At 62.8% G+C, this 17,391-nt stretch carries 18 protein-coding genes; 14 read left to right on the top strand and 4 right to left on the bottom strand.

The annotated features are described in order from the left end of the window. Nucleotides 1-27: 27 nt before the first annotated feature. Nucleotides 28-612 carry a hypothetical protein gene (locus LC531_RS07380; RefSeq protein WP_223649667.1) on the bottom strand — a complete coding sequence of 195 codons (585 nt, stop codon included), beginning with the start codon at nt 610-612 and terminating at the stop codon, nt 28-30. Nucleotides 613-656: 44 nt separating this feature from the next. On the opposite strand from LC531_RS07380, the gene LC531_RS07375 reads away from it, so the two are divergent. Beyond that, nucleotides 657-875: a hypothetical protein gene (locus LC531_RS07375; protein ID WP_223649666.1), complete on the top strand. Its 219-nt coding sequence runs from the start codon at nt 657-659 to the stop codon at nt 873-875. A gap of 29 nt (nt 876-904) precedes the next feature. On the opposite strand, the gene LC531_RS07370 is transcribed toward LC531_RS07375, so the two are convergent. Continuing rightward, nucleotides 905-1,969, bottom strand: coding sequence for a LacI family DNA-binding transcriptional regulator (locus tag LC531_RS07370; protein ID WP_223649665.1), 1,065 nt, complete (start codon nt 1,967-1,969; stop codon nt 905-907). A gap of 335 nt (nt 1,970-2,304) precedes the next feature. On the opposite strand from LC531_RS07370, the gene LC531_RS07365 reads away from it, so the two are divergent. The 5 genes from LC531_RS07365 to LC531_RS07350 all read left to right on the top strand — a co-directional run bounded on the left by LC531_RS07365 (nt 2,305) and on the right by LC531_RS07350 (nt 6,919). Beyond that, complete coding sequence (locus tag LC531_RS07365) at nt 2,305-3,288, top strand: arabinan endo-1,5-alpha-L-arabinosidase (RefSeq protein WP_223649664.1); 984 nt, start codon at nt 2,305-2,307, stop codon at nt 3,286-3,288. 122 nt (nt 3,289-3,410) lie between these two features. Then, entirely contained in the window at nt 3,411-4,553 is a 1,143-nt protein-coding gene (gene tal, locus LC531_RS07360; protein WP_223649663.1) for a transaldolase, read from the top strand. A 163-nt stretch (nt 4,554-4,716) separates the two neighbouring features. Continuing rightward, nucleotides 4,717-5,073, top strand: a complete 357-nt coding sequence (locus LC531_RS22650; protein WP_262903266.1) for a family 43 glycosylhydrolase — start codon at nt 4,717-4,719, stop codon at nt 5,071-5,073. Between the two features lie 32 nt (nt 5,074-5,105). Beyond that, nucleotides 5,106-5,615, top strand: coding sequence for a family 43 glycosylhydrolase (locus LC531_RS22645; protein WP_262903265.1), 510 nt, complete (start codon nt 5,106-5,108; stop codon nt 5,613-5,615). Between the two features lie 143 nt (nt 5,616-5,758). Beyond that, nucleotides 5,759-6,919 carry an MFS transporter gene (locus LC531_RS07350; RefSeq protein WP_223649662.1) on the top strand — a complete coding sequence of 387 codons (1,161 nt, stop codon included), beginning with the start codon at nt 5,759-5,761 and terminating at the stop codon, nt 6,917-6,919. 19 nt (nt 6,920-6,938) lie between these two features. On the opposite strand, the gene LC531_RS07345 is transcribed toward LC531_RS07350, so the two are convergent. Then, nucleotides 6,939-8,990, bottom strand: a complete 2,052-nt coding sequence (locus LC531_RS07345) for a glycoside hydrolase family 127 protein (RefSeq protein WP_223649661.1) — start codon at nt 8,988-8,990, stop codon at nt 6,939-6,941. A 327-nt stretch (nt 8,991-9,317) separates the two neighbouring features. Here LC531_RS07345 and LC531_RS07340 point away from each other — a divergent pair, with 327 nt between their 5' ends. From LC531_RS07340 to LC531_RS07330, 3 genes are read left to right on the top strand one after another with little or no spacing between them, the layout of a single operon-like run. Beyond that, complete coding sequence (locus LC531_RS07340; RefSeq protein ID WP_223649660.1) at nt 9,318-9,995, top strand: response regulator transcription factor; 678 nt, start codon at nt 9,318-9,320, stop codon at nt 9,993-9,995. Nucleotides 9,996-10,020: 25 nt separating this feature from the next. Further along, entirely contained in the window at nt 10,021-11,286 is a 1,266-nt protein-coding gene (locus tag LC531_RS07335) for a sensor histidine kinase (protein ID WP_223649659.1), read from the top strand. Between the two features lie 42 nt (nt 11,287-11,328). Beyond that, nucleotides 11,329-11,697, top strand: a complete 369-nt coding sequence (locus LC531_RS07330; RefSeq protein ID WP_223649658.1) for a hypothetical protein — start codon at nt 11,329-11,331, stop codon at nt 11,695-11,697. Between the two features lie 17 nt (nt 11,698-11,714). On the opposite strand, the gene LC531_RS07325 is transcribed toward LC531_RS07330, so the two are convergent. Then, entirely contained in the window at nt 11,715-12,077 is a 363-nt protein-coding gene (locus LC531_RS07325) for a winged helix-turn-helix transcriptional regulator (protein WP_223649657.1), read from the bottom strand. A gap of 158 nt (nt 12,078-12,235) precedes the next feature. On the opposite strand from LC531_RS07325, the gene LC531_RS07320 reads away from it, so the two are divergent. From LC531_RS07320 to LC531_RS07300, 5 genes are all read left to right on the top strand, one after another. Beyond that, nucleotides 12,236-13,243 carry a zinc-dependent alcohol dehydrogenase family protein gene (locus tag LC531_RS07320; RefSeq protein WP_223649656.1) on the top strand — a complete coding sequence of 336 codons (1,008 nt, stop codon included), beginning with the start codon at nt 12,236-12,238 and terminating at the stop codon, nt 13,241-13,243. 180 nt (nt 13,244-13,423) lie between these two features. Further along, a complete protein-coding gene (locus LC531_RS07315; RefSeq protein ID WP_223649655.1) occupies nt 13,424-14,446 on the top strand; it encodes an Atu2307/SP_0267 family LLM class monooxygenase in 1,023 nt (340 codons plus the stop codon). A 205-nt stretch (nt 14,447-14,651) separates the two neighbouring features. After that, nucleotides 14,652-15,404, top strand: coding sequence for an SDR family oxidoreductase (locus LC531_RS07310; protein WP_223649654.1), 753 nt, complete (start codon nt 14,652-14,654; stop codon nt 15,402-15,404). A gap of 132 nt (nt 15,405-15,536) precedes the next feature. Continuing rightward, complete coding sequence (locus LC531_RS07305) at nt 15,537-16,877, top strand: beta-propeller fold lactonase family protein (protein WP_223649653.1); 1,341 nt, start codon at nt 15,537-15,539, stop codon at nt 16,875-16,877. Nucleotides 16,878-17,000: 123 nt separating this feature from the next. Then, the gene (locus tag LC531_RS07300; protein WP_223649652.1) at nt 17,001-17,381 is read left to right on the top strand and encodes a phosphatase PAP2 family protein; all 381 of its coding nucleotides are present in this window, start codon (nt 17,001-17,003) and stop codon (nt 17,379-17,381) included. Nucleotides 17,382-17,391 lie beyond the last annotated feature (10 nt).

Here is a 17,391-nt window from a genome sequence, read left to right as displayed (position 1 = left end):
TTGCCCCGGTCAAGTTTTTAACTCGGCTTAGCGACTCAATTTACTAAATAGCAAACCTCCTCCTGCATCAAGAACCGGTGCCCCACTTGCGTTAAATATTATATGCCAGACAAGCTTATTATCCTCTGGTTCAGCGGCGCTTAATATTAAATTACCCTTTTCAATTCGAGCTTGATAACGCACATTTTTCAATCCAGGCTCTACACTTAGCAGGGATGTAGTGTCATTTACCATAAGCGTAAATACTTCTTTACCATCGCTAGCCTTCCATATTCCATTTATTCCCTTATAATTACCTATTGCAATTGCAGGATTTTTAGATTCATAAAAAACAACGAAACGCAATAATAGTAGTGGGCTACCAACCACTATCAACTTGACCAACAGTCTTTTCTGCGCTATTATTTTCCCAATTAAAAACCCGATGAGTAGCCCAATTGGAGTGGTTATAAAACCAGCCACCGGTGAGAGCTCTTCCCCTATAAAATGCCCAGCCACCGCACAAGTAGCTGCTATTGCGGAAAACCATAATGCTTGGCTTTCAACAGGGTTTTTATGGCTAAACACGCAGGCAGAAGTAAGGTGATTGTTCAAAACGCGAATTACGGCCATACCGTCAAAAACCATATCAGACCAGCCAGACAATAATTTAGTGAATGCTCTACCACCTGTTCCCGGTGCTGGTGTTTCTGCACGCGCTGCTGGCGGGCGTGCCGCCCAATGATGGCCACGGGCGCTTCACCCGCCTGCGGTACTACCGGGTGGCGCGGCTGGCGCGCCTACCCCCGCCCATTGCCGAATGCTCGGGGCTGGCGGCGGCCGACTCGGCGGGGCAGGTGTGGGACCTACGGCGACAGCGGCACTTCATGCCCTGAACCCTGCTGGTGTAGTCGCCCTCCCAAAACTACCCTACCCCCTCGCCCTGGCGCGACGACTCGCGCACGAACAGCTCGGGCTGGAGCACCACCTGGCGCTGCAGGAAGGGCGCATCGGGGGCGGCGGCCAGCTCCAGGAATAGGCGCACGGCGGCCTGGCCCATTTCCTCGCAGCGCTGGTCTACGGAGGTGAGCTGGGGCTCGGTGATGGCCGTGAAAAACTCGTTGCTGAAGCCGGCCAGGGCAATATCCTGCGGCACGCGGATACCTTGGGCCTTCAGCACCTGGAGCGCGCCCAGGATGGCCGAGTCGCCGGCCGCGAACACGGCATCGATGGGATTAGCGAGGGCCAGCAGCTGGCGCATGGCCTGGCTGCCGTCTTCCAGGCTCATGTCGGAGCGGATAATCAGCGATTCGTCGGGGGCGATGTCGTAGGCGGCCAGCGCGTCTAGGTAGCCCTGGCGGCGGTGCTGGTAGATATTGAGGTGCGCGGGGCCGGCCAGGTGGGCAATGCGGCGGCAGCCCTGCTCCAGCAGGTGGCGCGTAGCCTGGAAGGCACCGTCGCGGTCATTAAGTACTACCGAATTGACCTGCTCGCCGGCCGGAATACGGTCAAAAAACACCAGCGGCACGCCCCGACTGCGCACTTTGTCGAAGTGGTGGTAGTCCTGGGTGTTGCGGGCCAGCGATACCAGCACGCCGGCCACCTGGGCGTTGAGCAGCGTCTCGACGTTGCGGCGCTCTAACTGCACGTCTTCGTGCGACTGGCACACGATGACGCTGAAGCCAGCCTTGCTGGCGGCCTGCTCAATCCCTTGAATAACAGAGGGAAAGAACTTCCCTTCGATGTACGGCACCACTACCCCCAGTAACCGGCTCTGGCCTTTGCGCAGGGCGGCGGCGAGGTGATTGGGCTGGTAGTTGAGCTTCTTGGCCAGCTTGAGCACGCGCTGCTTGGTGGCGGCCCCAATGCTGTGGTGGTCGCTGAGGGCGCGCGAAATAGTGGTCATCGACACGCCCAGCTCGCGGGCCAGGTCGGCCATCGAAACGGCGGGCGGGGCAGCGCCCGGCGTTTGTTTTTTGGGGGAACCCATTCGGAGAATAATCAGCCCCTTACCCAGACTAACCTGGGCGGGCATCCCGACAAATTTAGGCTAAACCAGTGTATGTAGCGGTGGCAGGCGGTGATATATTGCTTAGCTGGGGCTAAAGTAAAAAGCCTACTCGCTACCTGGTTTTTAGGCAGGAAATCAACTTTAGCCGAAGAAATACACAAACGTTTGCGCATGTTTGCTTAAGCTCAGCAAGGATTTAAACTAGAACACTTACTTTTTCGACCTGTTATGTGGGTTAGCGGCGTGAAAATGCCACGAAAAATGTCGTACTTGACGACGATTTACACAATCGATTATGTAATCGAATCCTGGTAATGAAAAACTTCGCTTTGGCTATCCTGCTGGCGGCTGGCCTGCCCGCCGGCGCTCAGACTCTCCCACCCGCCATCCCCATCCACGACCCGGTGCTGACGCGCCAGGGCGATACATACTACCTGTTTGGCACCGGCAACGGTATCACGGTGTGGTCGTCGCCCGACCGGCAGCACTGGACAGCCGAGCCACCCGTGTTCGCTACCCCCCCGGCCTGGGCGCAGCACGACGTGCCGGGCTTTAAGGACCACATCTGGGCACCCGATATCTCGTACCACGACGGGCAATACAGCCTGTTTTATTCGGTTTCGACGTTCGGCAAAAACCGCTCGGCCATCGGACTGGCCACTAATAAAACCCTGGATTCCAAGGCCAAAGACTTTAAGTGGGTGGACCACGGGGCGGTGCTGGAGTCGGTGCCCGGCCGCGATATGTGGAATACCATAGACCCCAACCTGGTGCGCGACGACAAGGGCACGCCCTGGCTCACGTTCGGCTCGTTCTGGAACGGCATTAAGCTGGTGCAATTGCGGCCCGACCTCACGGGGCCGGCCGAGCCGCAGCAATGGCGCACGCTGGCCCGCCGCCCGCGCAACGCCGCGCTCACCGACTCGCTGCCCGGCGACGGGGCCATTGAGGGGCCGTTTGTCTTCCGGCGCGGCGACTATTATTATCTTTTCGTGTCGTTTGATTACTGCTGCCGGGGGCCGCAGAGCACGTATAAAATGATGGTGGGCCGCGCCCGCGCCGTGACGGGCCCCTACCTCGACGAGGCCGGCACGGCGATGGAGCAGGGCGGCGGCACGCTGGTGTTGCAGGGCGATGCCGACTGGTACGGCGTGGGCCACAACGCCGTAGCCACTTTCGATAAGGTTGATTACCTGATATTTCACGGCTACGATGCCCACGACCGCGGCCGGCCCAAGCTGCGCATCGAGCCGCTGGCCTGGAGTCCCACCGGCTGGCCCACCGTGCGCAAACCCTAGCGTTTGTTGGCCAAGCTTAACCCTACCCCCGCCCAAACTGTTGGAACGTACGTAGTAACTATGCAGCCGGCCCGCTGATTCGAGGCCGCTACCCCCTTCGTTTCACCCAAGCTCCCCCAACCATGAACCCGTTAGTTGACATTCGCCGCTTCGACCAGAGCCTGTGGCTCGACTTTATCAGCCGCAAAGTTTTGCAGAATGGTGAGCTGAAGAAGCGCATCGACGAGGACGCCCTGCGCGGCGTGACCTCGAACCCCGCCATTTTTGAGAAGGCCATCGGCGGCAGCGCCGACTACGATGATACCATTAAGGAGCAGGCCCGGCAGGGCAAGTCGGCCGATGATATCTACATGGGCCTGGCCGTGGCCGACGTGCAGGCCGCCTGCGACTTGTTTAAGGGGCTTTATGACAGCCACGACAACTCCAGCGACGGCTACGTGAGCCTGGAAGTGTCGCCCAAGCTAGCCAATGACACCCAGGGTACCATCGCCGAAGGCCGCCAGCTGTGGAAGGCCGTGGACCGGCCCAACGTGATGATAAAAGTGCCCGCCACGCTCGAAGGCCTACCCGCCATTCGCACGCTCATCTCGGAAGGCATTAACATCAATGTGACGCTGATTTTTGGGCTGGACCGCTACAAGGCGGTGGCCGAGGCATTCATTTCGGGCCTCGAAGACCGGGTGAAAGCCGGCCAGCCGCTGGCCCGCATCGACTCGGTAGCCAGCTTCTTCCTGAGCCGCATTGACGTGCTGATTGACCCGCAGCTGGATAAAATTGTGGCCGCGGGCGGCGACAAAGCGCAGCTGGCGCAGCCGCTGATTGGCGAGGTGGCCATTGCTAGCGCCAAGGTGGCGTACCAGCTGTACAAGGAAATTTTTGCCGGGCCGCGCTGGCAGGCGTTGGCCGACAAAGGCGCACACACGCAACGCCTGCTGTGGGCCAGCACCGGCAACAAAAACCCCAAATATGACGACCTGAAGTACGTGGAAGGCCTCATCGGCCCGAAAACCGTGGATACGGTGCCGGTCGAGACGATGGCCATTTTCAAGGAGCGCGGCAAGCCGGCCGATACCCTGGAGCAGGGCCTCGACCAGGCTAAAAAAGTACTGGCCGACCTGCCCAAAGTTGGTATCGACCTCGATGCGCAGACGGAACAGCTTGAAAAAGAAGGCGTGCAGAAATTTATTGAGCCCTTCGGCAAGCTGATTGACTCGGTGGAGAAGAAGCGTCAGACCGCGGCCGGCGCGGCCAAGCAGCCCGCGTAGTCTCTCTCAGTTGACTAAAAGAACGTCATGCTGAGCTTGCCAAAGCATCTCTGCCACGCCGCTTGGATTAGTAACCCGGACGGCGTGGCAGAGATGCTTCGGCAAGCTCAGCATGACGTTCTTTCTTATAAACAACTATTGAACAGCTAGTTCCTACCCCTCTATGAGAATTTACTTTACTTACTTATCTAGCGTTTTCGGGCTGTGGCTGGCCGTTGGCGCGGCGTGGGCGCAGGCCCCTACCCCCCCGCCGGGCGGCAACCCCATCATCCGAAACAAGTACACGGCCGACCCGGCGGCGTTGGTGCAGGGCGGCACGGTGTACCTCTACACCGGCCACGACGAAGCGCCCGCACCGCAGGAGCGCTACGTGATGCACGACTGGCTGTGCTTTTCCTCGACGGATATGGTCACCTGGACCGAGCACCCGGTGCCGCTGAAAGTCAGCGACTTTGCCTGGGCCAAGGACGATGCGTGGGCCTCGCAGGTGATTGCGCGCAACGGCAAGTTTTACTGGTAGATGCGCGGGGTTCAGCCCTGATTACCAACGACATGACCAAGGCGGCCAGCATCAGCTGGGATGATATTGACCCGACGGTGATTATGGATAAGAAAGGCCAGGCCTATTTATTTTGGGGCAATACGGCCTGCTACTACGCCAAGCTCAAGCCCAACATGACCGAGCTGGCCGGCCCCATCCAGACCGTGAGCGGGCTGCCGCGCTACACCGAGGCGCCCTGGGTGCATGAGCACAACGGCTGGTATTACCTGAGCTACGCCACCGAATTTCCCGAAAAGATTGCCTACGCCATGAGCCGCAGCCTCGACGGGCCGTGGGTGTATAAGGGCATTCTGAACGAGCTGGCCGGCAACTCAAATACCAACCACCAGGCGATTATCGACTTCAAGGGCAAGTCGTATTTCATCTACCACAACGGCGGGGCAAATGCCGGCGGCGGCAGCTTTCGGCGCTCGGTGTGCATTGATTATCTGCATTATAACAAAGATGGCACGCTCAAGCGCGTGCAAATGACGACCGAGGGCGTACTACCCGCCAAGTAATCCGTAGAAGCCTCTTCGCCCTGCCTGCTGCCCACCCGAACTACCCTTAGCCACCTGGCCGGGCGTGACTCGGGTGGGTATTTTAGTGGACCGCAGTGGGCAAGCGGCGGTAATTTTGATAGTAGACGACAGTTTTTAGCTTTATGACGGCAATTACGAGGAGCCGGGTGGCGGTGAGCGCCTTCTTTTTCCTGCCCGGCCTGTGCTTTGCGAGCTGGGCTTCGCGCATTCCCGATATCAGCGCCAAGCTGGGCATGAACTCGGGGCAGCTGGGGCAGCTGCTGCTGGCTATTCCGGCGGGCTCATTGGTGTCGCTGCCGCTGGCGGGCTGGCTGGTTTCGACTTGGGGCAGCCGACGCACGGTGCTGCTGGCGTCGGTACTCTACGCCTGCTTTTTGCCGCTGCTGGGCTGGGCGGGCAGCTTCTGGACGCTGGCCCCGGCGCTGGCGCTGTTTGGGTTGGCAGGCAACCTGCTCAACATTTCGGTGAACACGCAAGCCATTGGCGTGCAGCAGTTTTACGGCAAGCCCATCATGGGTTCCTTTCACGGACTCTGGAGCCTGGCGGGGTTTCTGGGTGGGGCGCTGGGCACGCTGCTCATTGGCTTGCATCAGCCGCCGCTGCACCATTTTTTGCTGGTGCTGGGCGTGTGCCTGGGCATTGCGGCCTGGGCCTACGGCGACACGCTGCGCGAGGACGTGGGCGGCCAAACGACCGGCCTGAGCCTGCGCAAGCCCGACCCCTATCTGCTGCGCATCGGGCTCATCGCGTTCTGCGGCATGATGAGCGAGGGCGCGATGTTTGACTGGGCGGGCGTGTATTTCCAGAAAGTGGTGCGGCCCGACGCGGACCTGGTGACGGCGGGCTACGTGGCCTGCATGAGCACCATGGCGCTGGGCCGCTTTCTGAGCGACTATTTCACCCACCGCTTTGGCTCGATGCGGATGCTGCAACTCAGCAGCGCTCTCATTGTGAGCGGCTTGACTTTGGCGGTGGGCCTACCCCACCTGGTGCCGGCGGTGGGCGGCTTCCTGCTCATTGGCTTCGGCATTGCGTCGGTGGTGCCGCTTTCGTACAGCGCGGCGGGACGGGCCACGTCGGTGTCGCCGGGCGTGGCGCTGGCGCTGGTTTCGACCATCGGCTTCCTGGGCTTTTTGCTGGGGCCGCCACTGATTGGCTTTTTGGCGCAGCTTTTCACGCTGCGGGTGGCCTTTGGAATGGTGGCCCTCGTGGCGGCGGGCATCGGCGTGCTGGCCTCGCTGCCCAACCCCGTGCCGGTGCGGGCGGTGCCGGCGGCGGGATAAGCCGGGCGGCCCTACCCCCCTATTTCTGCTCGGTCACCTCGGCCGTGGCGGGCTCGCTGATTAGGTCGAGGTTGGTGAGGGTTGAGGGAAACCAAACCGTCATTTCGCCCTTGCCGCGGTTGGCCCAGGCGTAGTACGGAATGGCCAGCAGCGTGCGCGGCGTGGTGCTTACGCTCGTGCCATTGGCAGCGACCAGCACCACGGGCACGGTGGCCGTGAGCGTTTCCACGCCGTGCAGCAGCTGCGGCTGGTAGCTGGCCGCGAAGGTGGTGCCGGTCGGCACCACGATGTTGCTGGTTTTGCCGTTATTGTCGGCCCACTCGGCGCAGTACATCACCGGGCCGCGCTGCAGGGCTACCTTACCCAGGTCGTCTTTCACGAGCGGGTTGGCGTGCACGCGGCGCACTTCCAGTGACAGATTCACTTCTACCACGTCGTGCTTGTGCCACTTGCGGCTGAGTACGGCATAGCCATTTTGCAGGGGGTAGGCAACCAGCTTGCCGTTGATTTTGATGGTGGCCCGCTCGGCCGAGGGCTGCTCGAAGGTGTACAAATTAGACGGCATGGCCTCGTTGCGGGCCCAGCCGGGGATGCGCACCAGCAGGTCAAAATCGGCGGTTGACTTGGCCGGGTCTACCGTGAATTTCAGGTCGCCATCCCAGGGATAGTTGTTTTCCTGCGTGAGCTGCACCGGCTGCTTGTTCACCGTAAGGCTAGCCTTGCCACTCACGAACAGGTTGGCGTACAAGGCCCTACCCCGCTCGGCGTAGACGTAGCCGGGCAGCGCGGGCATGAGGCGGGCCAGGTTGGTGGGGCAGCACGAGCACTCAAACCAGCCCGCCCGCGCCGGCTCGGTCTGCGGAAAGCTGGCTGAGCTTTTTATCTGCATGGCATTGCTGTAAAAAAACGATTTGCCATCGAGCCCTACCCCCGAAATCAGGCCGTTATACAACACCTTCTCCAGCACGTCGATATACTTGGCGTCGCCGTGCAGCTGAAACATGCGCTCGTTCCAGAACACGTCGGCCACCGAGGCGCAGGTTTCGTTGTAGGCCGTGGTGTTGGGCAGCTCGTAGTTGGCCCCGAAGCGCTCGCCACCGGGCACCGCGCCGGTGCCGCCGGTCACGTACATCTTCTTGGCTACCAGGTTGTTCCAGATGGTATCGACGGCCGCCAGCAGCTGCTTATCGCCGGTGAGGGCAGCCACGTCGGTCATCGCCGAGTACAGGTACTCGGCGCGCACGGCGTGGCCTTCGGCCTCGGTTTGGGCCACCACGGGCTTATCGTCTTGCCAGTAGGAGCCATTTTTCCAGGTATCGGGACTCTTGGAGTCGTAGCCGGGGTAGTGGCCGCGGGCGTCGAGGAAAAATTTGGCCGTGCGCAGGTATTCGGGCTTGCCCGTGACGCGGTAGAGCTTCACGAGGCCCATCTCCACGATTTCGTGGCCGGGGGCCACGCGCAGCTTGCCGGGGCCAAACACCGAGCACACCAAATCGGCGTTTTTAAGGGCGATGTGGAGCAAGGTTTTCTTGCCCGTGGCCTCGTAGTGCGCCACGGCGGCCTCGTAGAGGTGGCCGGCATCGTAGAGCTCGTGGCTGGCATCGCGCTCCTGGCTCCAGCGCGTGGGGCCGGACCACGGGTGCGGATGCGCGGGGTCGATGGTGCGGGCCGTGTAGAGGTAGCCGTCGGGCTCCTGGGCCGCGCCGACCTTCGCAATCAGCTCATCCAAGTAGGCCGACAGCTTGGCATCGGGGTACACGCTGAGCGAGTACGACGCGCCCTCGATGGTCTTGTAGATGTCGGTATCGTCGAAGGGAAATTTGGTGGCGAACTCGCCCTGATGGGCCGCCGCCAGCTCAAAATTCTTCACCCGGTTGGTGCTTTCGCAGCGCGCAAACGACGCCGGAATGGTCACGTCCGTATTCGTTTTGAGGCGCGGCAGCCAGAAGCTATCCGTGAGCTTTACTTGTGTAAACGGCACGGCCTGAATGGGATAATCCAGCTTCTGAGCAGCGGCAGGCAGGGTCGCGCTCAGGCTAAGGGCCAGCAGAAGGGACTTGGTGGAAGGCATGGCGGGTGGGAATTGGAAGGTTTTGAGGCGGGCGCGCCGCCATTATTTCCCGCATTGGCTGGCGGAAAATTTGGCTTCGGGGCTGCTAGCCTGTTTCTTACCTGGTGAAGATAGGTGCCAAAATCGGACTGCTGTTGGGTGAGCAGGCGCTGTTTCTGACCGGGCATAAGGTTGACTTTGGTGAGCTGGCAGCGCCGGGCCCGACTACCGCACTATATACCAGAAGTAAACCAGACATCCAGTCGATTACTTCTCACCTGGCACGGGCGCTAGAATTACTTCAGAATTGAGCGGTTGCTTTGCGGTCGCCCTACCCCCTGGTTGCCGATGAAACTGCTTTTGGTTGAAGATGAAGCCGCCCTGCGCCAAACGGTAGTGGAGGCCCTGCGCCAGAGCGGCTACGTGGTGGAGATAGCCGTCGATTTTGCCCAGGCTTCCGAAAAAATCAGGCTCTACCGCTACGACTGCGTGCTACTGGACTTGACGCTGCCCGACGGCGACGGCCTGGATTTGGTGCGGGCGCTGAAGGCCGAAGGCTCGGCGGCCGGCGTGCTGGTACTCACGGCCCGCGACGGGCTTGACGACCGGGTGCGCGGCCTCGACCTGGGGGCCGACGACTACTTGGTAAAGCCTTTTCACCTCTCGGAACTGAATGCGCGGCTGCGGGCCATTATCCGGCGGCGGCAGTTTCAGGGGCAGCACCACATCGTGTTTCGCGACCTGCTGGTGTGGCCCGAGCAAAACGAGGTGCTGGTGCGCGGCGAGCCGCTGACCCTCACCCGCAAGGAATACGACCTGTTGCTCTACCTGCTGGCCAATCCCGGCCGGGTGCTTACCAAGGAGGCTATTGCCGAGCACCTCTGCGGCGACCAGGTAGATGCCGCCGATTCGTTCGACTTTATTTATACCCACCTCAAAAACCTGCGCAAAAAGCTTCAGGAACGCGGGGCCGATAACTACATCCGCACCCTGTACGGGGTGGGCTACAAGCTGAGCGTAGACTAGCCGCCAGCCGCGTCCTTTGCCCGCCATGAAGCTGCTCGCCGCCACCACCCGCTACTACCTACTGCTGACGGCCGGGCTGTTTGCCCTGGCCAGCGGCTTGCTCTACGTGGGCATTGAGCGGGCCCTGCGCCACGAGGCCGACGAGCAGCTGCGCAATGAGCAGGCCTACGTGCGGCGGCTGGTGGCGAGCGGCCAGCCCCTACCCCCCACCCTGCTGGCCTACCAGCTGAGCCGCAGCCAGCAGCCCCAGCGCACGGGGCTCCGCGACACAGTGCTGCTCGACCCCCTGGAGCACGAGCTGGTGCCCACCCGCCAGCTCACGTTTCGGCTGGCGGCCGGGGCCGGCCGGCCAGCCGAATGGCTTACGCTGCGCAAGTCGCTGGTCGAAACCCAGGACCTGCTGCGCGTGGTACTGGGCGTGATGCTGGGGGCGCTGGCCCTGCTGCTACTGGGCGTAGTAGGCCTGAACCGCTGGCTGGCGCGGCGGCTCTGGCGGCCGTTTCAGCAGACGCTGGCCCGGCTGCGGGCCTACGACCTGCACGAACACCAGCCCCTGGGCCTACCCACGCCGGCCATCCAGGAGTTTGCGGAGCTGAACCAGGCCCTCAACCAGCTGAGCGCCCGGCTGGTGGCCGACTACGAGAGCCTGCGCGAGTTCACAGCCAATGCGGCCCACGAAACCCAGACTCCGCTGGCCATTATGCAGGCCAAGATGGAACAGCTGCTGCAAGCCCCCGCCCTGGCCGAAGACGAGGCAACCATGACCCAGCTCGGCGAGCTGCTGCAAGCTACCCGGCGGCTTTCGCGCCTGCACCAGGCGCTCACGCTGCTCAGCCGGCTCGAAAACCACCAGTTTGCCCCCGCCCAGCGCGTGCCCGTGCGCCTCGACCAGCTGCTGCGCGACCGGCTGGCCCTGCTGGAGCCGCTGCTCGACGCGCGGGCGCTGCGCCTGACGGTGCGCGTGGCCGAGGGCCTACCCACCCGCTCGCTGCACCCCGGCCTGGCCGATTCGCTGCTGCACAATCTCTTGCAAAACGCCATCAAGCACAACCAGCCGGGCGGCGACATCGCGGTGGCGCTCACGCCCGAAGCGTTCGAAGTCAGCAATACCGGCCCGGCTATCGCGGGCGACCCGGCCCGGTTTTTTGAGCGCTTCCGCAAGCACAACGCGGCTTCCGACTCGCCGGGGCTGGGGCTGAGTATCGTGCAGCACATCTGCGCTTTTTACGGGTTTCGGGTGGGCTATGCTTACGCGGCCAGCCGCCACACGCTGCGCGTGGAGTTCACCTGACTGCCACCCGTACGCCATTCCTACCCCTGTTATTTAGTCTGAATGCGTAATTTAAAATTGGCGGCGGCGTGGCATCTGGTAAGCCGCCACCGCTGGCTGCTGGTGCTGCTGGCCGTGGTGGGGGGCGCGTGGGGACTGTTTGCCGAGGTGGCCCACGAGCTGCGGGAAGACCGCCGGCAACCCGACCACGGCTTTCCCTTCGACCGGCCCATCCTCAACTACCTGCATCAGCACCCGACCCCTACCCTCTGTACGCTGGCCGACCAGCTGAGCGCCCTGGGCGGCCCAGTGTGGCTGGGCGTGTACGGGCTGGCGGCGCTGGCCGTGGGCTGGCTGCTGCACCGGCGGCGCTACCAGCTGCTGGGCTTCAGCGTCGGCGCAGTAGGCGGCACCATGGAGTTCTTCTTTTAAAAGGGCGGATGTACATGCTAAGCCGTCATCGCCTCTGGTAAAGCACCGACGGGGCAGTCCTCCTGCACTGGGCTTTCCGCTGGTTGATTGGCGGCCAGGGCCCGGTGCTTGGTGCCCCAGTTGCTCAGCTCCAGGCAAATGGGCACCAGTTCTTTACCAATCGCGGTCAGCTCGTATTCCACCCGCGGGGGCACTTCAGCGAAGACGGTGCGGGTCAGGATACCGTCCGCTTCCAACTCGCGCAATTGCAGGGTGAGCATCCGCTCAGATATCTGGCTGAGGTTCCGCTTCAGTTCGCCGTAGCGCAACGGGCGCTTGTCGAGGCCGGCCATAATCAGCAGCTTCCAGCGGCCACCAATGAGCTGGACGGCGTAGGTCATATCGCAGGTAGTCAAAAACTTGCGATTATAATTGTTGGTCGAACCCTCTTTGAGCTTAGCCATTACGAACTTTTTTGTATGTACCACACAATTCGCTGTGCAGGATGCAAAGCTACGGGTAGTCGACTAATTTTGGGGCGCATTTAAACTACCCCGACATGAACTCTCCAAAAACAGCCAACGGCGTCCGATTCCACGAAGTGGGCGGCCCCGAAGTATTGCGCGTAGAAACAGTGGAAATCCCGGCCCCGGCCCCGCACGAAGTGCGGCTACACGTGAAAGCGGTGGGCATCAACCGCATGGACACCGTCATCCGCATGGGGCACTTTCCCATCCCGCCGGTTTTTCCGGCCCACCTGGGCTTCGAGGCCGCCGGCCTCATTGAGTCGGTTGGGTCCGACGTTACGAATTTCAAGGTGGGCGATAAAGTGAACGTCTTTCCGGCCTTCATGCCCAACGACTACGGCACCTATGGCGACCTGGTAGTGCTGCCCGCTTATGCGTTGCAGCCGTTTCCGGCTTTGCTTTCCTTTGAACAAGCCGCTGCCGTCTGGGCAACGTACCTGGTAGCCTACGGGATGCTGGTTAACAGCGCCCAGCTCCAGAAGGGTCAGGCGGTGCTCCTCAACGCGGCTTCCAGCAGCGCGGGCCTGGCCGCTATTCAAATTACCAATTCGCTCGGCGGCATTTCCGTTGCCCTGACTACCTCCCCGGCCAAAAAGGCCGCCCTGGTAGCGGCGGGCGCGCAGCACGTTATCGTTACCAGCGAGGAAGACATTGCCGGTCGGGTGCAGGAAATTACTGGCGGCAAGGGGGCCGAAATCATCCTGGATGCCGTGGGCGGCTCCCAGTTTGAGAAACTCGTAGCGGCCGCCGCCGAACGGGCGCAACTCTTTGCCTACGGGATGCTGGGGGCAGAGGCGGGGTCTTATCCGACGTTCCAGGTGGTGATGAAAATGCTCACCGTTAAGGGCTACAACATGATGGACCTGCTCAGCGACCCGGTCAAGAGCGCGGCGGCCGTGGCCTTTATTCAGCAGGGGCTGCAAGCCGGAACCCTGAAGCCGGTGGTCGGCCACACCTTTCCCCTCGAAAAAGTAGCCGACGCCCACCGGTTTGTGGAAGCGAACGGCCACGTGGGCAAAGTCGTGCTTAGCATCCAGTAGTTATACTGAAGCGGAGCAGTCGGGATTAGCGCCCTCGCAAGGGCCGAACCTGGCTGCTCCGCTCTGCTTATCCTCGTTACGAACTGCTTTGCGAGTAAGGTAGAACGGAGTGGCACTCCGTTTCCGCGTCAGCACACATTACCTACGCCAAACGGAGTGCCACTCCGCTTTACAAACCTTATGGAACTTGGAATTGACAGCTTCGTCTGGGCGATGGAAGGCCCCGATGCCGACCGCCGCCGCAACCCGGTGGAAGCCATGAGCGAAATGCTGGCCCGCATCGAGCGGGCCGATGAGGCCGGGCTCGACGTGTTCGGCATCGGCGAGCACCACCTGGCCGAATTTCTGGATTCGGCCCCGGCCCTGATTCTGGCCGCCGCCGCCGCCCGCACCCGCCGCATTCGCCTCACCAGCGCGGTGGCCGTGCTGAGCGCCGTCGACCCGGTGCGCCTGTTTCAGCAGTTTGCCACCCTGGATGTGCTCTCCAATGGCCGGGCCGAAATGGTGGTGGGGCGCGGCTCGTCCATCGAGGCTTTTCCGCTGTTCGGCTTCGATTTGCAGGATTACGATGCCTTGTTTGCCGAAAAGCTTGACCTGCTGCTGCGCCTGCGCGAGCAGGAAACCATTACGTGGGCGGGCAAATTTCGGCCGGCGCTCACGGGGCAGGGCGTGTACCCGCGCCCGGTGCAGGCGCAGCTGCCCGTGTGGCTGGGGGTAGGCGGCACGCCGGCCTCGTTTGTGCGGGCCGGCACGCTGGGCCTGCCCTTGATGGTGGCCATCATCGGGGGCGAAACGCGCCGCTTCCGGCCCCTGGTAGACCTCTACCGCGAGGCTGGCCGCCGCGCCGGCTTCCGCCCCGAGCAGCTGCGGGTGGGCCTGCACGCCTTTGGCTACGTGGGGGCCACTACCCCGGAAGCAGTGGAAGAATTCTATCCCGGCTACGCCGCCACCATGACGCGCATGGGCAAAATGCGGGGCTGGGGGCCCATCAACCGCGCCGGCTTCGACGCGGTGGCCAGACCCCACGGAGCCATGCTCATCGGCGGCCCCGCGCACGTAGCCGCCAAAATCAAGGCCCACAGCGCAGCTCTCGGCGGCGTTGACCGGGTAGTGTTTCAGATGGACTCAGGAGGGCTACCCAACGACCAGATTTTGCACAGTATCGATTTGATGGGCAAGGAGTTGGTGCCGTTGCTACGGTAAGCCCAAACCTGCCGCGCTGTTCCTGCCCGGACTTGCTGCTTTACGACAAGTAAGCCTATAAGCAGCAAATCAGGCGACCAGGGGCGGCGCGGCTTCTACGGCTACGTGGTTACCAGTGCCGGGGGGCGAGCGCCTGGCCGCCAACCTGCTGCCAACTCTGGTGCCCACCAATTACTTCCTACCCTCTCCATTCAACCTCTTGTTCATGAACCCCTCTTCCTCTCCCCAGAAAATAGCCCTCGTCACGGGTGCGGCCACCGGCATCGGGCGCGCTATAGCCATTCGCCTGGCCCAAGACGGTATTGCCGTGGCCGTTAATTACCTCGGCGACTCGGTCCCCGCCAATGAGGTGGTGCAGCAAATCAGGCAGGTCGGCGGCACCGCCAAAGCTTTTGCGGCCGACGTGAGCGTGGTAGCGGCTATCAGCGCCTTGTTTGCGGCGGTTATCGCCGAGTTCGGCGGGCTTGATATCGTGGTGGCCAATGCCGGCGTGGCCGTCGTCGGCCCCGCCATTGCCGACCTGACCGAAGCGGACTTTGACCGCCTCCAAGCCGTGAATTACAAAGGGACATTTTTCGTGCTGCAACAGGCGGCGCGGCACGTGCGCACCGGGGGCCGCATCATCCAGATATCGTCCTCCTCCACCCTTTACCCCGCCGCGGGCCTCGGCGGGTATGCCTCCAGCAAGGCCGCGGGCCGGGTGCTCACCGAGATTCTGGCGCAGGAGCTGGGTTCCCGGCAGATTTCGGTCAACAGCATCCTGCCCGGCCCCACCCGCACGCCGGCGCTCCTGCAAGAGCTGCCCCCCGAAGAAGCGGTCCGCATCACCGGGGCCAACGCACTGGGCCGCCTGGGCGAGCCGGAAGACATCGCCAATCTGGTCGCCTTCCTCGTCGGCCCCGATGGCGGCTGGGTGAACGGCCAGCAGCTCGTGGCCAACGGGGGCGGCCGCATTTAACGCTTTAGCTTTCTTTCGCAACCGGGGTTAGCTGCCCACTGCCCTACCTTGGGTGGCTTTTCAGGGGGTAGGGCAGGCTGCCTGTCCTCTTCTGCGCCGACTACCGGCTACTACCAGCTTTTCCTGCTCGCTATGTTCTTTTCCCCGCGCCTGTTGCTAGTGATTGGACTACTACCGCTGGGAGCCGCCGCGCAGGCGCTGCTCCCGGCCGCGTTGCCCAGCGATGCCTTTCAAGCCAAAGCCCTCCTCGCGCTCTCCGATGCCGACATGATTCCCGCCACCTACGTTACCGGCCAACTGGGCCCCCCGGCCGGTGCCGACGCGCTGACCGTGGTTGCCTTCGACGGGCACCGGGCGCAACCGGTCAGCGTCAAGACCTTGTCCATCAGCAACTCCGTGGTGGGACCGCCGGCCACCCTGGCCATTACGCCCGACGGGCGCTACGCCATCCTGGCCGAGGTGCTGGGGCCCCGCCCGACCGCCCAGGCTACCCTGGCCGACCTGCCCAACGGCCGGACCCTGACGGTGGTGGACCTGGCCGACCCGCAGCGGCCCCGCGTGGTGCAGCGCCTCACGGGGCCGGCCCGCGTCAGCTCCGTCTCCATCAGCGCCGATGGCGCGCTGGTCGCGCTGGCCGTCAATCCCAGGGGCGATGGCACGGCCACGCCGCTCTGGCTCTACCACCTGGCCCAGGGGCAGCTCTCGGGCGGGGTAGCGGTGGCCATTCCCGGCTGGACGGCCGGGGAGACGCTGGTGAACGCGCTTTTTCACCCCGGCCGGCCCTTGCTGGCGCTCACCAACCAAACCCGAGCGCGCGTGCTCTTCGCCGAAGTGCAGGCCGTGGGTAGCACCTGGCAGCTGGTGCCCTGGGGCGAGCCGGTTGGGCTGGAGCAGGGCCCCTTTCTGACCTGCTTTAGCCCCGACGGGCACTACTTTTTTGCCAATGCTACCTATACCGGGGGGGCCGCCCCGGCGCTGCCTTACCGCATGACACGGGGCGCGGTGGTGAGCGTGCGCCTGGATGCGCAGCGCGACGCGCACGGCCAGCCTGTGCACCTGGTAACGTCCCGCGCCCCGACCGGCATCCTGCCCGAAGGTCTGGCGGTGAGCCCCGATGGCCGGTTGCTGGTGACCGTGAACCTGGAGCAGACAACCGACCCCCTCGGCACGCCCGGCCGCAGCCGGTACGCCTCCCTGTCCTTGTTCGCCTTCGAGGCAACGACCGGGGAGTTGACGGCGGCCGGCGACTTTGCCTTTGATGGGCTACTGCCCGAGTCGGCCGTGTTTGACAACAGCAGCCGGCGGCTGGCGGTGGCCAACTTCGGCCAGCTAGATGACCCCGCCGCCGCCGGCAGCCTCGACTTCTGGCGCGTGGTGGGCGAGGTGCACGGCCCCGAGCGCCTGCAACTGGTCAAAACGAAGTACGCCCTACCCGTGCAGCGCGGCATAAATACCCTGGGCATCGTTCGCTAAGCCCGCCGGTCGTACCTTATCCTGAAGGGCCGTTTTAAAGCGGCTCTAAAAAGGGCACACTACCTCAATTGATATAACTATCAAAATCTGATAGTTGAGGTCTTAGCGTGTAAAATCGCCCTTTTGCAAGAAGCCCCCCTCAACCTGCTGGCCAAGTGCCACTTCGACCGCTTGTGGCCCGATTTTTACCAGCAGATATGCTTTAAAACCCCCACGCTGCTCCCCGACCCAAGCTTCCCGAGCGGGCACACGATGGCCTCGCTGGCGCGGGCCTGCGTGGTAGGCATCGGGTGCTGGCACACGCGCGGGCGCTGGCTGGCCTGGGGCGCGGGCCTGCTCTTCGCGCTGGGCGTGGCCTGGTCGCGCCTCTACCTCTCGGCCCACTACCCCTCCGATGTGCTGGCCGGCTGGCTGGCCACCGGGGCCTGGGTCAGCAGCCTCTACCTGGCTACCTCGCGCTACCTGGCGGAGCTGCGACGGTTGGGAAGGCGGCTGTGGGGATAGGGTAGCTAGC

The sequence above is a fragment of the Hymenobacter psoromatis genome (assembly GCF_020012125.1).
Lineage (GTDB): Bacteria > Bacteroidota > Bacteroidia > Cytophagales > Hymenobacteraceae > Hymenobacter > Hymenobacter psoromatis.
This window is presented reverse-complemented; position numbering and strand designations above follow the sequence as displayed.

Bases quoted from the DNA above. Each gene is read 5' to 3' on its own strand.
- LC531_RS07380 (WP_223649667.1), bottom strand. From the start codon at position 612: ATGGCCGTAATTCGCGTTTTGAACAATCACCTTACTTCTGCCTGCGTG.
- LC531_RS07375 (WP_223649666.1), top strand. From the start codon at position 657: ATGCTCTACCACCTGTTCCCGGTGCTGGTGTTTCTGCACGCGCTGCTG.
- LC531_RS07370 (WP_223649665.1), bottom strand. From the start codon at position 1,969: ATGGGTTCCCCCAAAAAACAAACGCCGGGCGCTGCCCCGCCCGCCGTT.
- LC531_RS07365 (WP_223649664.1), top strand. From the start codon at position 2,305: ATGAAAAACTTCGCTTTGGCTATCCTGCTGGCGGCTGGCCTGCCCGCC.
- tal (WP_223649663.1), top strand. From the start codon at position 3,411: ATGAACCCGTTAGTTGACATTCGCCGCTTCGACCAGAGCCTGTGGCTC.
- LC531_RS22650 (WP_262903266.1), top strand. From the start codon at position 4,717: ATGAGAATTTACTTTACTTACTTATCTAGCGTTTTCGGGCTGTGGCTG.
- LC531_RS22645 (WP_262903265.1), top strand. From the start codon at position 5,106: ATGACCAAGGCGGCCAGCATCAGCTGGGATGATATTGACCCGACGGTG.
- LC531_RS07350 (WP_223649662.1), top strand. From the start codon at position 5,759: ATGACGGCAATTACGAGGAGCCGGGTGGCGGTGAGCGCCTTCTTTTTC.
- LC531_RS07345 (WP_223649661.1), bottom strand. From the start codon at position 8,990: ATGCCTTCCACCAAGTCCCTTCTGCTGGCCCTTAGCCTGAGCGCGACC.
- LC531_RS07340 (WP_223649660.1), top strand. From the start codon at position 9,318: ATGAAACTGCTTTTGGTTGAAGATGAAGCCGCCCTGCGCCAAACGGTA.
- LC531_RS07335 (WP_223649659.1), top strand. From the start codon at position 10,021: ATGAAGCTGCTCGCCGCCACCACCCGCTACTACCTACTGCTGACGGCC.
- LC531_RS07330 (WP_223649658.1), top strand. From the start codon at position 11,329: ATGCGTAATTTAAAATTGGCGGCGGCGTGGCATCTGGTAAGCCGCCAC.
- LC531_RS07325 (WP_223649657.1), bottom strand. From the start codon at position 12,077: ATGACCTACGCCGTCCAGCTCATTGGTGGCCGCTGGAAGCTGCTGATT.
- LC531_RS07320 (WP_223649656.1), top strand. From the start codon at position 12,236: ATGAACTCTCCAAAAACAGCCAACGGCGTCCGATTCCACGAAGTGGGC.
- LC531_RS07315 (WP_223649655.1), top strand. From the start codon at position 13,424: ATGGAACTTGGAATTGACAGCTTCGTCTGGGCGATGGAAGGCCCCGAT.
- LC531_RS07310 (WP_223649654.1), top strand. From the start codon at position 14,652: ATGAACCCCTCTTCCTCTCCCCAGAAAATAGCCCTCGTCACGGGTGCG.
- LC531_RS07305 (WP_223649653.1), top strand. From the start codon at position 15,537: ATGTTCTTTTCCCCGCGCCTGTTGCTAGTGATTGGACTACTACCGCTG.